12 protein-coding genes and 1 riboswitch are annotated in these 14,798 nt (G+C 44.7%); all 12 genes read left to right on the top strand.

Translation table 11 applies throughout. The features are described 5' to 3' along the window. The coding region (locus ACO4PX_RS03615) for an elongation factor G (RefSeq protein ID WP_485571493.1) at positions 1-1,044 on the top strand (1,044 nt) is incomplete at its 5' end. A 260-nt stretch (positions 1,045-1,304) separates the two neighbouring features. After that, positions 1,305-2,498: an elongation factor Tu gene (gene tuf / locus ACO4PX_RS03610; RefSeq protein WP_485546930.1), complete on the top strand. Its 1,194-nt coding sequence runs from the start codon at positions 1,305-1,307 to the stop codon at positions 2,496-2,498. Positions 2,499-2,627: 129 nt separating this feature from the next. After that, the gene (locus ACO4PX_RS03605; RefSeq protein ID WP_485571491.1) at positions 2,628-3,686 is read left to right on the top strand and encodes a hypothetical protein; all 1,059 of its coding nucleotides are present in this window, start codon (positions 2,628-2,630) and stop codon (positions 3,684-3,686) included. Positions 3,687-3,783: 97 nt separating this feature from the next. Then, entirely contained in the window at positions 3,784-4,809 is a 1,026-nt protein-coding gene (queA, locus tag ACO4PX_RS03600; RefSeq protein ID WP_485571489.1) for a tRNA preQ1(34) S-adenosylmethionine ribosyltransferase-isomerase QueA, read from the top strand. A gap of 15 nt (positions 4,810-4,824) precedes the next feature. After that, positions 4,825-5,571 carry a pseudouridine synthase gene (locus ACO4PX_RS03595; RefSeq protein ID WP_308578901.1) on the top strand — a complete coding sequence of 249 codons (747 nt, stop codon included), beginning with the start codon at positions 4,825-4,827 and terminating at the stop codon, positions 5,569-5,571. 143 nt (positions 5,572-5,714) lie between these two features. After that, complete coding sequence (ligA, locus tag ACO4PX_RS03590; RefSeq protein ID WP_308578935.1) at positions 5,715-7,661, top strand: NAD-dependent DNA ligase LigA; 1,947 nt, start codon at positions 5,715-5,717, stop codon at positions 7,659-7,661. 150 nt (positions 7,662-7,811) lie between these two features. Next, positions 7,812-8,675: a prolipoprotein diacylglyceryl transferase gene (gene lgt, locus ACO4PX_RS03585; RefSeq protein ID WP_308578903.1), complete on the top strand. Its 864-nt coding sequence runs from the start codon at positions 7,812-7,814 to the stop codon at positions 8,673-8,675. A gap of 21 nt (positions 8,676-8,696) precedes the next feature. After that, a complete protein-coding gene (gene selB / locus ACO4PX_RS03580; protein WP_485571486.1) occupies positions 8,697-10,613 on the top strand; it encodes a selenocysteine-specific translation elongation factor in 1,917 nt (638 codons plus the stop codon). A 14-nt stretch (positions 10,614-10,627) separates the two neighbouring features. Continuing rightward, positions 10,628-11,236, top strand: a complete 609-nt coding sequence (locus ACO4PX_RS03575; protein WP_485571484.1) for a GDSL-type esterase/lipase family protein — start codon at positions 10,628-10,630, stop codon at positions 11,234-11,236. A 202-nt stretch (positions 11,237-11,438) separates the two neighbouring features. Next, positions 11,439-12,812: an alanine/glycine:cation symporter family protein gene (locus tag ACO4PX_RS03570; protein WP_485571482.1), complete on the top strand. Its 1,374-nt coding sequence runs from the start codon at positions 11,439-11,441 to the stop codon at positions 12,810-12,812. A gap of 408 nt (positions 12,813-13,220) precedes the next feature. Further along, positions 13,221-13,310: riboswitch (glycine riboswitch) on the top strand. Positions 13,311-13,388: 78 nt separating this feature from the next. After that, on the top strand, positions 13,389-13,787 hold the full coding sequence (locus tag ACO4PX_RS03565; RefSeq protein WP_183683269.1) for a GrdX family protein: 399 nt from the start codon (positions 13,389-13,391) through the stop codon (positions 13,785-13,787). Positions 13,788-13,858: 71 nt separating this feature from the next. Next, the coding region (locus tag ACO4PX_RS03560) for a glycine/sarcosine/betaine reductase component B subunit (RefSeq protein WP_485571480.1) at positions 13,859-14,798 on the top strand (940 nt) is incomplete at its 3' end.

Below are 14,798 nucleotides of genomic sequence, written 5' to 3'. Positions count from 1 at the left end.
AAGAAGGAAAGAGTAGGACGTTTGCTGCAGATGCACGCAAACAAGAGAAACGAGTTGGATGAGGTATTCTCCGGAGATATCGCTGCGGCAGTAGGATTTAAGCTTACTTCCACAGGAGATACCATTTGTGATGAGCAGCACCCCATCATCCTCGAGTCCATGGAATTCCCGGAGCCTGTTATCTCTGTAGCTATCGAGCCTAAGACTAAGGCTTCTCAGGGTAAGATGGGTGAGGCTTTGGCAAAGCTTGCTGAAGAAGATCCTACCTTCCGTGTTAGAACCAACGAGGAAACAGGACAGACCATCATCTCCGGAATGGGAGAGTTGCACCTTGAGATTATCGTAGACCGTCTGCTTCGTGAGTTTAAGGTAGAGGCAAACGTTGGTGCTCCCGAAGTTGCTTACAAAGAGACTTTCACAAAGCCTGTTGATGTGGAAGGAAAGTACATTCACCAGTCCGGTGGTTCCGGTATGTACGGACACTGTAAGGTTAAGTTCGAGCCTATGGATCCGAATGGAGAAGAGCTCTTCAAGTTCCAGTCTACCGTTGTGGGTGGATCTATTCCTAAAGAATACATCCCTGCAATCGAGAAGGGTATTCGTGAAGCTGCCAACTCCGGAGTACTTGCAGGATTCCCTGTATTGGGTGTTAATGCCAACGTTTACGACGGATCTTACCACGAGGTCGACTCTAACGAGCGTGCCTTCGAGTTTGCCGGATCTATTGCCTTCAAGAACGCTATGCAGAAGGCTGATCCAATCCTTTTAGAGCCTATCATGAAGGTGGAGATTACTACACCGGAAGAGTATATGGGTAACGTAATCGGAGACGTAAACTCTCGTCGTGGTAGAATCGAAAGCATGGAAGACATCCCTTCCGGAAAGCAGGTTAATGCCTTCGTTCCATTGTCAGAGATGTTCGGATATGCAACAGACCTTCGTTCTAAGACGCAGGGTAGAGCAAACTACTCCATGTTCTTCGAGAAGTATGAGAAGTGTCCTAAGAACGTTCAGGAAAAGGTTCTTTCCAACGTAAAGAAATAATAGAATTACGTAGGAAAAAGAATGTATTTATTCCATAGAAAAACTTAACTATGGGATAGAAAAAAGAAGATTTAACAGGCCTTTTCTGTGGCCCTTCAGACTACAGAAAAAGGCTTGCTTTCAAGGAAAACTAATGATAAAATCATGGTCACTGGGTTCTTTTTCGGACGAACTTGGGATGTACTGCAATTCGCATGCTATGCATGCGTTGGTGCTTGGCATGATTTTCGTTGTATTACATTTATTAGGAGGGTATTGAAATGGCAAAGGCGCATTTTGAGCGAACCAAACCACACTGTAACATCGGAACTATCGGACACGTAGACCACGGTAAGACAACTCTTACAGCTGCTATTACCAAGGTTTTAGCAGACCGTGTAGCTGGTAACACAGCAACAGACTTCGCTAACATCGATAAGGCTCCGGAAGAGAGAGAAAGAGGAATCACCATCAACACCTCTCACGTTGAGTACGAGACAGAGAAGAGACACTATGCTCACGTTGACTGCCCGGGACACGCCGACTATGTTAAGAACATGATCACCGGTGCTGCTCAGATGGATGGAGCTATCCTCGTAGTAGCTGCTACCGACGGTGTTATGGCGCAGACAAGAGAGCACATCCTTCTTGCACGTCAGGTAGGTGTTCCTGCTATCGTTGTATTCCTGAACAAGTGTGACATGGTTGACGATCCAGAGCTTCTTGAGCTTGTAGAGATGGAAGTTAGAGAGCTTCTTTCCGAGTATGAGTTCCCTGGAGATGACATCCCTGTAATCAAGGGCTCCGCATTAAAGGCTCTTGAAGATCCGAAGTCCGAGTGGGGCGATAAGATCATGGAACTTATGGATGCTGTAGACAGCTATATCCCAGAGCCAGCTCGTGAGACTGATAAGCCTTTCCTTATGCCTGTTGAGGATATCTTCACCATCACAGGACGTGGAACTGTTGCTACCGGTAGAGTAGAGCGTGGAGTTCTTCATGTATCTGATGAAGTTGAAATCGTTGGAATCAACGAGGAGACTCAGAAGTCCGTTATCACCGGTATCGAGATGTTCCGTAAGCAGCTTGATGAGGCTATGGCAGGAGATAACGTTGGTCTTCTTCTCCGTGGTATCAACCGTGACCAGATCGAAAGAGGACAGGTTATCTGTAAGCCGGGTTCTGTAAAGTGCCACAAGAAGTTTACCGCTCAGGTTTACGTATTAACAAAGGATGAAGGTGGACGTCATACTCCTTTCTTCACCAACTATCGTCCTCAGTTCTATTTCAGAACCACTGACGTAACCGGTGTCTGCATGCTGCCAGACGGCGTAGAGATGGTTATGCCCGGTGATAACACTGAGATGGAAGTAGATCTTATTCACCCAATCGCTATGGAAGAGGGACTTCGTTTCGCTATCCGTGAGGGTGGAAGAACTGTAGGATCCGGAAGAGTTGTTAAGATTCTTGAGTAATTAGAAAGAATCCCTAAACGAATCTTTAAGAAAAGCGTGTTTCGCAAGGAACACGCTTTTTTGCTGTATTTTTTACCTAAAGTGCGTTATGATAGAAAAGTTAAACTGAACAAAGATAGGACAAAAAATATGGGAAAAAATCTTGATAATTTAGATGATGTAAAGAAAATGTTGTCGAAAAAAAGTCGAGAAAAGATTATTTTAAAGAAAAGAAATCAACGACAAAGAAAACTTCATAAGATTCAGAAAAAGAGAAGGGATTTTCATGAGCAATCCTTTTTTCTGATACCGATTATTGTGTTGGTCTTGATTGTGCTGATTAAAATATTGGAAGCTTTAGGCTTCGGTGCATCACCCTATCAGGAGAAACCGAAACTGAAGGCCAGCGCTTCCAACATTGTCAGTTCTTCAGATGTGGAAGAGGATAAAGATCAGACTTTAGCAGAATACAATGATGATGTGCTGGTGAAATTTTTCCAGGAGTATTTTCAAGCGAAGCTTGCTGCGGATGTGGACACTCTCTATCGTCTTAGCGGTGTGGAAAATCAAAGCAAGGAGCAAAGAGAAAGGTTGCAAAAGCAGCTGAAAACCCAAGCCGGATACATTGAAGCCTATGACAATATAAAAACCTACGCGGTGCCCGGTATAGGGAAAAATGAAAAGCTTATTTTCCTGCAGTACCAGGTACATTTTCGTAGGGCAAAAACGCCGGCACCGGCTTTGATGTACTGCTATATGCGGGTAAACGATCAGAATTCCTTTGAATTGGTAGAAAATAAAACTCCGGAGCAAACAAAGTTTATCCACGCCTATATCGCCACTCATACCAATGTGCAGGACTTAATCAATGCGGTGGATTCTCAGCTTTTAGAGGCTCTGTCTTCAGATTCTCGACTGGCTGTTCTTTATGATGCCTTCCAGACCGGAAGAATCTATACCCAGGATCAGGCCTCCATTGATTCTGAGGTATCTCTTTTAGAGGTAAATGATGATGGGCCGGCTGCGGTTACAGAATCCGATGGCAGTGTTTCTCCGGCTCCCGGCGGGGAAGCCAATTCTTCAGCTTCCGAAAACTCGACATCGGCAGAAAATGCCGGCGGAGACACTTTAGCGGATGTCGGTACGGAAACAACAGCTACGACAGCCTCAGAAGGAGCTACAGAAAGTACGACTGCCGGTAACGGATAGATGACCTGGCAGATATAGTCTTTATCCAAAGAAATAGTACAGCTAAAGTATTATCATCCGGTAACGGATAGAAGATAGAGTTACAGAAGGGAATTCCATGAATACCAAGGATTTTTATTATGATTTACCGGAGGAATTGATTGCGCAGGATCCCCTGCTGAATCGCTCCTCCTCTCGACTCATGCTTTTAGATAAGGAAACAGGAGAAATCGAACATAAGCATTTTTATGATATCATGAATTATTTGCATCCGGGAGATTGTCTGGTCTTAAATGAAACCAAGGTGATTCCTGCCAGATTATACGGGTTGAAGGAAGATACCGGGGCGCAGGTGGAGGTGCTTTTGTTGCATCGGAAAGATAAGGAGCACTGGGAGTGTCTGGTAAAGCCCGGAAAGAAACTAAAGCCCGGCGCAAGAATTTCCTTTGGGGATGGAAGACTGAAGGCGGAAATAGTAGATATTTTAGAAGAGGGCAATCGGCTGATTCGCTTTGAATTCAGCGGGATTTTTGAAGAGGTATTGGACCAACTGGGAGAGATGCCTCTTCCCCCTTATATTACCCATAAATTAGAGGACAGAACCCGTTACAATACTGTCTATGCCAAGGAGGAGGGCTCTGCGGCGGCTCCTACGGCGGGACTGCATTGGACCAAAGAATTACTGGAGCAGTGTGAGGCCAAGGGAGTTGAGATTCTTCGCATCACCCTTCATGTAGGCCTTGGTACCTTCCGTCCGGTGAAAATGGAGGAAGTGGAGAAGCATCACATGCATTCCGAGTATTATTCCGTTTCCCAAGAGGTTGCGGAGAAGATAGAAGCCTGCAAGAAAAGAGGAGGAAGGGTGATTTGCACCGGAACCACCTCTTGTAGAGCCCTGGAGTCTGCCGCAAGAGAAAGCGGAAAAATAGAAGCCAAGTCCGGCTGGACAGACATTTTCATTTATCCGGGATTTGAATTTAAGGTGATGGATGCCTTGATTACCAACTTCCATTTGCCGGAATCCACCCTTCTTATGCTGGTGTCCGCATTGTCCAGCAGGGAGAAGATTTTGCATGCCTACGAAGAGGCGGTAAAGGAAAAGTATCGTTTTTTCAGTTTTGGAGATGCCATGTTTATTCATTAGGAATAAGGGGGAAGAATGCGTATCAATAAGTGGCTCAGTGCCATGGGAATTTGTTCCAGAAGAGAGGCGGACCGTTATATTTCCGAAGGCAAGCTTTTGGTAAACGGAGAGAAGGCAAGCCTTGGCATGGAAATCATGGGAAAAGAGGAGATTCTTTTAGACGGGAAGCTTATTTCCGGCAAGGGGCATAAGAAGGAAAAGCCCAAGCCGGTACTCTTGAAATACTATAAGCCAAGAGGCATTATCTGTACCACAGGAGAGAAAGACAGAGGGAAAAATGTCATTGAGGCCATCGGTTATAAGGAAAGAATCTATCCGATCGGTCGCCTGGATAAGGACTCTGAAGGCTTGTTGCTTTTGACCAATCAGGGAGATCTGGTTAATCAAATCAATAAAGCCAGCGGCTATAAGGAAAAAGAATATATTGTTTCTGTGGATAAGCCGATTACTAAGGAATTTTTACAGGAAATGTCCTCCGGGGTTTACCTTCCGGAACTGGAAAGAAGCACCAGACGGGCAGTGCTTTGGCAAGATCCGAAGCTACCCAAGGAGATTCAGCGGAAGCAGTTCCACATTGTCTTAACGGAAGGCTTAAATCGCCAGATTCGAAGAATGTGCGAAGCCCTTGGCTATGAGGTGACTCGCTTAAAGCGTATTCGGGTGATGAATATAGAGCTGGGAAAAATGAGACCCGGAGAATATTTCGAAATCAAGAGAGAAGATTTAGAGTTTTTTGAGGGAAGCCTGCAACGCAAAGGATGATGGTTCGGAGAGTGAAGAGCAATAGGCTGAGAAGTGAAGAGGACGGTATGGGGAGTCAAGAGAATAGCAAGATAGAAGAAGATAGCAAAATAGAAGAAAATAGCGGATTGCAAGAAGCCGATAAGCAGGATAGTATTGCCCGAATGAAGGAGTTGATTTCCTTTTTGAATGAGGCGGCTAAGGCCTATTATCAGGAGGGAAGAGAGATTGTCTCCAACTTAGAGTACGACAAGGCCTATGATATTTTGCTGAGTCTGGAAAAGGAGAGCGGCGTGGTACTTTCCGGAAGTCCCAGCCAAAATGTAGGCTATGCGGTGGCTACCGCTCTCCCCAAGGAAACCCATGAAACGCCTATGCTTTCTTTGGATAAAACCAAGTCAGTAGAGGATTTGCAAAGCTTTTTACAGGGGCAGGAGGGAATTCTTTCCTGGAAATTGGACGGATTAACCATCGTTTTGCATTATCAAGAGGGAAAGCTTGTAAAGGCGGTAACCAGAGGAAACGGTATCGTAGGAGAGCTTGTTACGGAAAACGCCAAGACCTTCCAAAATTTGCCATTACAGATTCCTTTTAAGGGACGTCTTGTGGTGCGAGGAGAGGCCTTTATTTCCTATTCCGATTTTGAAAGAATTAATGAAGAGCTTCCGGAGGAGGGAGCCAAATACAAAAACCCCAGAAATCTTTGCTCCGGTTCCGTTCGTCAGCTGGATCCGAAGGTGACGAAGGAAAGAAGGGTGCAGATTTCTTTGTTTAGCCTAGTGCTTGCGGAGGAAGCGGGAAAAGCTCCGGATTTTCATAACCAACATGAGGAAGAGTTCCGCTTTCTGGAAAAGCAGGGATTTTCCGTGGTACATAGAAAAATGGTTAACGCTGAAAGTATCCAAGAAGCGGTGGCGGAATTTTCCAAGCTGATGCCGAAAAATGACTTCCCCTCCGATGGGTTGGTGCTTTTATATAACGATATCGCCTATGGAGAAAGTTTGGGAAGAACCGCCAAATTCCCCCGGAATGCCATTGCCTTTAAATGGCAGGACGAGGAGGAAAGCACAAAGCTTCTTTCTGTGGAATGGTCTCCCAGTAGAACGGGCTTAATTAACCCTGTGGCTATCTTTACGCCGGTGGAGCTGGAGGGCACCCTGGTCAGCAGAGCCAGCCTTCACAATATCACTTATTGCGAGGACTTGGCCCTTGGTATCGGAGATGAAATCACGGTTTATAAGGCAAATATGATTATCCCCCAGATTGGGGAAAACAAAACAAAGTCCGGGAATTTGGAGATTCCCAAGCACTGTCCTGCCTGTCAGGGAGAAACCAAGATTGTTAAGGATCGGGAAACCAAGATGCTCTACTGCACAAATCCCCATTGCCCGGCAAAGCGGATTAAGCAGTTTGCTCTTTTTACCAGTCGAGATGCTTTGAATATTGAGGGGCTTTCCGAGATGACCTTGGAAAAATGGCTGGGTAGAGGCTTTATTCAAGAATTCCCGGATCTTTTCTCCTTGGAAAAGCATAGGGAAGAAATCATCGGCATGGAGGGCTTTGGCCTAAAGTCCTTTGAGAAAATACAGGAAAATGTTGAGAAGGCTAAAATCTCCAATCTGGGCAGGCTTCTTTATGGCCTGGGGATAGAGGGAATCGGCGTCAGTAACGGCAGAATGTTGGCAGAGGCCTTTTCCCAGGATCCCTACAAGCTGATGGATGCCACGAAAGAAGAAATTCTTCAGGTGAAGGGCATTGGGCAGGTTTTGGCGGATAGTATTGTAGAGTATTTTCAAGAGAAAGAAAATCAAAGGATTATTTTAGAGCTTCTTTCTATTTTACATTTGGAAAAGGAAGAGAAGGAAGAGAAGAGCGGAATCAGCGGAAAGCATTTCGTGATTACCGGCTCGGTTCATCATTTTCCCAATCGAAAGGCTTTGGAGGAGGAAATCCGAAAAGCCGGCGGACAGTGCAGTTCTTCCGTGTCTCAAAACACGGACTACTTAATCAACAATGACAGCACATCCGGAAGCAGTAAGAACAAGAAGGCTAAGGAACTGGGGATTCCGATTCTAACAGAGGAAGAGTTCTTAAAGCTTTTGGAGGCTTAGGTTTTGCCGTTCAAGAAAGGCAAGAGATAGTGAAGAAATTGCAGGGATAGTGAAGGGATTGCGGGGATAGCGATGAGCTTCTGAGCTGCTATATTTGAGACTTAAAGTGCCGGAAGATAGGGCGCGTATCATAAAAGGGAAGGACAGAGAATGGAAAACTATGATTTATATTTTCCCCACCTGGGAATCGGCATTGAAAAATTACAGAACAGTATCTCAGTTTTTGGTTTTTCTATAGCTTTCTATGGCATCATTATCGGAATCGGAATGCTTCTGGGGATGTCGGTGGCATCAAGGGATTATGCCAAGCATGGCCACAAGGTGGAGGATATTCAGGACTTTGCCTTGATTGTAATTGTTCTGGGAGTCATCGGCGCCAGGCTCTACTATGTGATTTTCGAGTGGGAATATTATTCCAAGCATTTGCTGGAGATACCCAATATTCGTCAGGGAGGATTGGCGATTTATGGCGGCGTACTGGCGGCTATTGCCACCTGTATAGGCTTTTGCAAGAAAAGAAAGCTGAACTTTCTGCCGATGGCGGATTCCGGTGCTATCGGATTGATTTTGGGGCAGGCCATCGGCCGTTGGGGCAATTTCTTTAATGCGGAGGCCTTTGGGGGATATACAAATTCCTTACTGGCCATGCGGATTAAGGAAAGCATTGTGAATCCGGGGATGCTGAACAGTGATGTGCTCTCGAATTTGCAGTATATTTCCGGCGTATCCTATATTCAGGTGCATCCCACATTTTTCTATGAGAGTATGTGGAATCTCTGTGTTTTTCTTTTTCTTTATAACTACTCGAAAAGAAAGAACTATGACGGACAGATTTTCCTCTTTTACTTAATGCTATACGGCTTTGGACGCTTCTTTATTGAAGGGCTTCGGGCGGACTCCCTGATGTTCTTCGGAACCGGCATTGCGGTTAGTCAGATGCTTTCTTTGCTTTTGTTTGTGATCAGTATCATCGCCCAGGTCATCCTTTATGCTAAAAAGAAGGGGAGCCTGTAAATACTTGCTTTGGAGGACTTCATGAAACATATCATTATCGGAACCGCCGGACATATCGACCATGGTAAAACGTCTCTTATCCGTGCTTTAACCGGAAGAGAGACGGATCGCTTAAAGGAAGAACAGGATCGGGGAATTACCATTGAGCTGGGCTTTACCTGGTTTGACTTAAAGGACGGTACCCGCTGTGGTGTTATTGATGTACCGGGACATGAGAAATTTATTCAGCAGATGGTTTCCGGGGTTTGCGGTATGGATATGGTGCTCCTGGTGGTGGCGGCGGATGAGGGCATTATGCCCCAGACCAGAGAGCATTTGGATATTCTATCTCTCCTTGGTATTGAGAATTGCATTGTGGTGCTGACCAAATGCGATTTGGTGGATGAAGACTGGATTTCCATGGTGAAAGAGGATATTCGGGAGGAATTCCGGGGCACTATGCTGGAGAAGGCTAAGATTGTGGAGGTGTCCACGAAAACAGGTGCGGGAATCGATAGCTGCAAGGACGCTATTTTGGAAATGGTGAAAACTCTTCCGGAAAAAAGCCCCAGCGGTCTTCCAAGACTCCCCATTGACAGGATCTTCAGCCTGCAGGGCCTGGGAACCATTATTACCGGTACCTTGATTTCCGGAACTTTGACAAAGGGGGATGGGGTGGAGATTTATCCTAAGCGTCTTCCGGTGCGCATCCGAAATATCCAGGTTCATGAACAGGATGCGGAGCAGGCGGTGGCAGGACAGAGAGTGGCCTTGAACCTTACAGGATTAAAGAAGGGCGATATCAAGAAAGGTGCTGTACTGGCTCGGGAAAACAGCTTTGAAAATACCAAGCTTTTGGATGCCAAGGTGCGCATTCTCCCCTCCACACAAAGAACTATTAAAAACAGAGATAGACTGCATTTTCTGACCGGTACCGCAGAGCTGCTTTGTCGTATTATTCTTCTGGACAAAGAGGAGCTTGAGGCAGGGGAAGAGGGATACTGTCAGATTCTTTTAGAGCAGGAAATGGTTTTTGCCAAAGGGGATCCCTTCCTTCTTCGGTTTTACAGTCCTGTGGAAACCATTGGCGGAGGCACTGTTCTGGAGGCCAATGCCAAGAAGAAAAAACGTTTTCGGGAAGAGGAAATTGATGCCTTAAGACGAAAGGAAGAGGGCTCCTTGGAGGAGACTTTGGAGACTTATTTCCTGGAAGCAAAATTTGGTGCCGGCCTAAAGGAGGCGGGAAAAGACCTTTCTTTGGAAAATGAGGAATTGCTTCCCCTTGTGGAGGAGCTACGCGGTAACGGAAAGCTTTGTGAGCTTCCTTTGCAGCAGGGAACAGTTTATCTTCATGGAGACAATAAATTTTATTGGGAGAGTAAATGTAAGGAAGAGTTGGAAAAATTCCGAAAAGCCCATCCCTATCGTATCGGCATGGCAAAGGCGGAATTACGGGAAAAGTTATGGAAAAAGGGCAATGCCAAGGTCTTTGATGCCCTGCTTTCTCTCCTTCCCGAGCTGCAAACTAAGGGAGATCTGCTCTATCTTTCCTCCCAAGAGGATTTTAAAGACGCAAATTATCAAAGTATAGAAAAATCTATTTTAACGACTCTGGAAAATGCCGGCTATCAGCTCTTAAAATTGGAAGAGCTGGAAAGAGGAAAGGCCAAGGAAGAAGATTTTCAGGACATTTTGCAGAATACCGTAGTGGAAGGAAGAGTGGTGAAGGTAGGAGAGGATCCTGAGCTTTTGATTCTTTCACAGGATTTGGAGAAGGTTAAGGCTTGGGTATTGGAATATTTTCAAAAGGAAGAAGTCCTGGGTATTGCCACTCTTAAGGATGCATTTTCTACCAGTAGAAAATGTGCAAAAGCCATGATTCAGTATTTTGATCGGGAAAAAATCACGAAAAAGGTTTCCGGAGAATCGGAGCGTGTGGCGGGGCCCGCTGCAAAATAAGAAGGGAGCGCAAGGTGAAAAAACTACTGATTTACGGAGATTCTATCAGCTACGGCTATCTTCCCAATGAAAAGCATCAGGATCTGCGTTTACCCTTGGAAGAACGGTATTATTATAGCTTGGAACAGGCGTTTCCCGACTATTCCCTTCTGGTGGAAGCAAAGGTGGGGAGATGCATTCCGGAGCTTCCCTTTGAGTGGGAGGACTTGAAGAAAGCCTGCGAGGGTTTTGGACCTGAAGATAGAATGATTCTTTTTCTGGGAATCAACGATTACTTAAGCTTTGGAAGACCTGACGGAGAAAGAGTCATTAAAAGGCTGGCGGAATTTTTGGAGGACTGTCCTCGCTACGGAATTCCCTTCCCGAAGGAACATATCCTTTATATTGCGCCCCCCTCTCTGTCCTTTCCCGGAGATCGTTCTTATGAAGCCTTTTCTACCTTGGACGGAAAATGGGATGCTTCCCTAAAGGCCTTTTGCAAGGAAGAAGGAATACTATGCTTTAGTCCCTTTGATTTAGCCCTTCCCCGCTTTCCGGATCGGGTGCATCTACTTCCCGAAGGGCAGATTGTTCTGGGAGAAGTGCTTTTGAAATTTATTAGGGACGAGCACTTTATTATTTAGTTCTTGCCAAACTGCATGGGAGATAGTTGTTTAAAATTTTGGAAAGCTTTAAAAACTGTACAAAATAGCAGGAAAAATTCAGTAAATCAGACTATGTATATAGAAATTTACTATATAAAGTCGGAAAAAATTGCTATAGAGCATAATTCTGGATAAAATATTCACAATCAAACATTTTTCTTTAATGAAAAGGAGAAAAGCCATGAGTGTTTTACAGGATTTTATTGGAAAAGGGAATACGTTCCTTTGGAGCTTTCTGCTGATTTTCCTGCTGTGTGGAACCGGAATCTACTACACGATTCGACTGCGTTTTATTCAGCTAAGACGCCTTGGAGAAGGATTTAAGTTGGTTTTCGGACACTTTTCCCTAAAGGGCGAAAAGCATGAAAAAGGAGAGATGTCTCCCTTCCAGGCCATTGCAACAGCCATTGCGGCACAGGTAGGAACCGGTAATCTGGCAGGTGCTGCAACAGCAATTGTCAGCGGCGGCCCGGGTGCAATTTTTTGGATGTGGGTATCCGCTTTTTTCGGAATGGCAACCATCTATGGCGAGGCCGTATTGGCTCAGGTGTATAAGGAAGAGAAGGATGGCGATGTAACCGGAGGTCCTGTATATTACATTAAGGCTGCATTTTCCGGTGCATTGGGTAAGATTTTGGCCGGAATCTTTGCGGTATTTATCATCTTGGCTTTAGGTTTTATGGGAAATATGGTGCAGTCCAACTCTATCGGTGCAGCTTTCCAGGAAGCCTTCCACATTATGAATTTTGAAGTTCCTCCTATGGCCATCGGTATCTTTGTTGCAGCGATTGCAGCCTTCATCTTCCTTGGCGGAACCAAGAGACTGGCAGCCGTACTGGAGAAAATTGTTCCGATTATGGCAGGCGTATATATTCTGGGCGCGGTAGTCTTTATCCTTATGCATATCACCGCTTTGCCGGGAGCGCTGGCATCTATCTTTATCGGTGCTTTTAATCCTCAGGCAGTAACCGGTGCGGCACTTGGTATCACCATTCGCCAAGCTATTCGTTTCGGTGTTGCAAGAGGACTCTTCTCTAACGAAGCAGGAATGGGATCCACTCCTCATGCTCATGCCAGAGCAAAGGCGAAGTGCCCGGATGATCAGGGACTTTGCGCAATGGTTTCCGTATTTATTGATACCTTTGTTGTTTTGAATTTTACGGTATTCGTTATTTTAACCAGCGGTATCTATGGACAGTTGGATCCTGCAACCCAGAAGCCTCTGTATACCGGTATTGCTTTAACCCAGAGAGCCTTTGTAGCGGGCTTCGGTAATTTTGGACATTTCTTTGTAGCCATTTGTCTGTTCTTCTTTGCTTTCTCCACTGTTTTGGGATGGCATTTCTTCGGAGCGGTAAATGTACAGTACCTCTTCGGAAAGAAGGCGGTAACACTTTATTCCCTGATTGTTGTAGCTTGCATTATCATAGGAACTACATTAAGAGTGGACTTGGTTTGGGATATGGCGGACTTCTTTAACGGTCTGATGGTTATTCCGAATGTATTGGCTCTACTTGCTCTATTCCGTGTAGTGAAAGAGCATGTGAAAAAATAAAAGAAATATAGGATGAATAATCCTTTTTTCTAATTCTATTCCTTAAATAGTAGTAAAGAAAAAAGTGCTGCTCGGCAGCACTTTTTTCTTGTGTATTTGTTATGGCTATTTCAGACTTTCGTCTAGGGTAATTTGATTATACCTTGGAGATCTTCTTTTGTGAAATTGGACAATTCCATAAAGCATTGGACTTATAGAAACTTACTATGGATAAGAACGTAATTTTTATAGATTTTTTGTAAAAATCTGACAAAGCAATTTATTGAAATACGGATTCAGGAATATAAAAAATTTTTTGATGGCATAAAAATTATTTTGTAGAAAATACTTATAGAATAAAACAATATATAAGCCTATTTTGTTGAAAAACTCTACAAGCGTTGTTAAAATGCTGACAAGCACCATAAATAAGGCATGTTCAGAGAGAGCGGAAGCCACCGAAGAGGCAAGTTGTTGAAAAACGATGAATCTTTCAGGTAAAAGGATGAATATGTTGGGGACTCTGAATCTAATGAAACAGGGGATGCGAGAAAGTTCTCGTGCCCCTGTTTTGTGTTTTTAGAAAGGAGAAGTGTAATGAGAACCTTAGTGATTGTTACCAATAACCCTTTGGTGAAGGAGAATGTACCAAAGAAATATCCAAGCGTGAAGATAGAGATTGACTACAAGGAGATTTCCTTCATGGATACCCTTAAGGCGGTACGGGATATGGTACATATGGGAGGAAAGATTCTGACCCATCCTTTGGATGGCTCCATTAAACCCAATGAAACTCCCTACGAATCCGTACTTCTGGACAAGACACCGGAGGAAGGATTTGATATGAAGTCCCTGGATTTGATTGAGTATGCCTTGAATACCTGTGAAAAGTTCGAAGAAAATGAGCGAATTCATGAGGAAAAGGTACAGAAGGATTTCCAGACCTTGGACTGGACCCTGCTGGACAGCGGGCTAGAGTCCCTAGTGTTACATTAAGGACATAAAGGAGCAGTTAGGCATTGTGCTTGGCGCTTTTTATGAATCATACTTAAAAGGAGGAAATGAAAGTGAAGCTGGAATTAGGTAAGATTTTCATTAATGACATCCAGTTTGCCGAGAAAACAGAAATCAAAGACCACGTTCTCTATGTATCCAAGAAAGAACTGAGCGAAGTTTTTCTGTCAGAAGAGAAGATTAAAGAAGTGGAATTTGATGTGGCAAGACCTGGTGAATCCGTTCGTATCACACCGGTTAAGGATGTGATTGAGCCAAGAGTAAAGGTAGAAGGAAAGGGCGGCGTATTCCCCGGAGTGGTTGCTCCTGTAGATACCGTAGGATCCGGTAAGACCTATTGCTTAAAGGGAATGGCAGTAATTACTGCAGGACCTATCGTTGGTTTCCAGGAGGGTGTTATCGATATGTGCGGACTTGGAGCAGAGTATACTCCATTCTCCAAGACTGTAAACCTCACCTGTGTATGCAAGCCGGTAGAGGGAACAGAGTCTCATGACTACGAGCAGGCTGTTCGTTTGGCAGGCTTGAAGACCGCTACGTTTATTGCAGAGAAGGCTAAAGAGCTTACTCCTGATGAAACAAAGGTATATGAGACCTTGGATCTGATGGAAGGCGCTAAGGCATTCCCGGATCTTCCAAGAGTCGGATATGTGCAGATGCTTCAGTCCCAGGGATTACTGCATGATACCTATGTTTATGGCGTAGATGCGAAGAAGATTCTTCCAACTATTCTGTATCCTACAGAGTCTATGGACGGCGCTATCATTTCCGGAAACTGTGTATCCGCTTGTGATAAGAACCCAAGCTATGTTCACGAGAACAACCCTGTTGTAGAGGATCTCTTCGAGGAGCATGGTAAGACCATTAACTTTGTGGCTCATATCATTACCAACGAGAACGTTTACCTTGCCGATAAAGAGCGTTCCTCCAACCAGACCGCTAAGCTTTGCAAGATGCTTCACTTAGATGCGGTAATCATCACTGAGGAAGGAT

This window comes from Oribacterium sp., from assembly GCF_057249185.1.
Note: the sequence above shows the minus strand (reverse complement) of the source record. Positions and strands in the feature narration are given on the sequence as shown.

Coding starts and splice junctions, on each gene's coding strand:
- ACO4PX_RS03595 (WP_308578901.1), top strand. CDS start 4,825: ATGCGTATCAATAAGTGGCTCAGTGCCATGGGAATTTGTTCCAGAAGA.
- lgt (WP_308578903.1), top strand. CDS start 7,812: ATGGAAAACTATGATTTATATTTTCCCCACCTGGGAATCGGCATTGAA.
- tuf (WP_485546930.1), top strand. CDS start 1,305: ATGGCAAAGGCGCATTTTGAGCGAACCAAACCACACTGTAACATCGGA.
- ACO4PX_RS03565 (WP_183683269.1), top strand. CDS start 13,389: ATGAGAACCTTAGTGATTGTTACCAATAACCCTTTGGTGAAGGAGAAT.
- selB (WP_485571486.1), top strand. CDS start 8,697: ATGAAACATATCATTATCGGAACCGCCGGACATATCGACCATGGTAAA.
- queA (WP_485571489.1), top strand. CDS start 3,784: ATGAATACCAAGGATTTTTATTATGATTTACCGGAGGAATTGATTGCG.
- ACO4PX_RS03570 (WP_485571482.1), top strand. CDS start 11,439: ATGAGTGTTTTACAGGATTTTATTGGAAAAGGGAATACGTTCCTTTGG.
- ligA (WP_308578935.1), top strand. CDS start 5,715: ATGAAGGAGTTGATTTCCTTTTTGAATGAGGCGGCTAAGGCCTATTAT.
- ACO4PX_RS03605 (WP_485571491.1), top strand. CDS start 2,628: ATGGGAAAAAATCTTGATAATTTAGATGATGTAAAGAAAATGTTGTCG.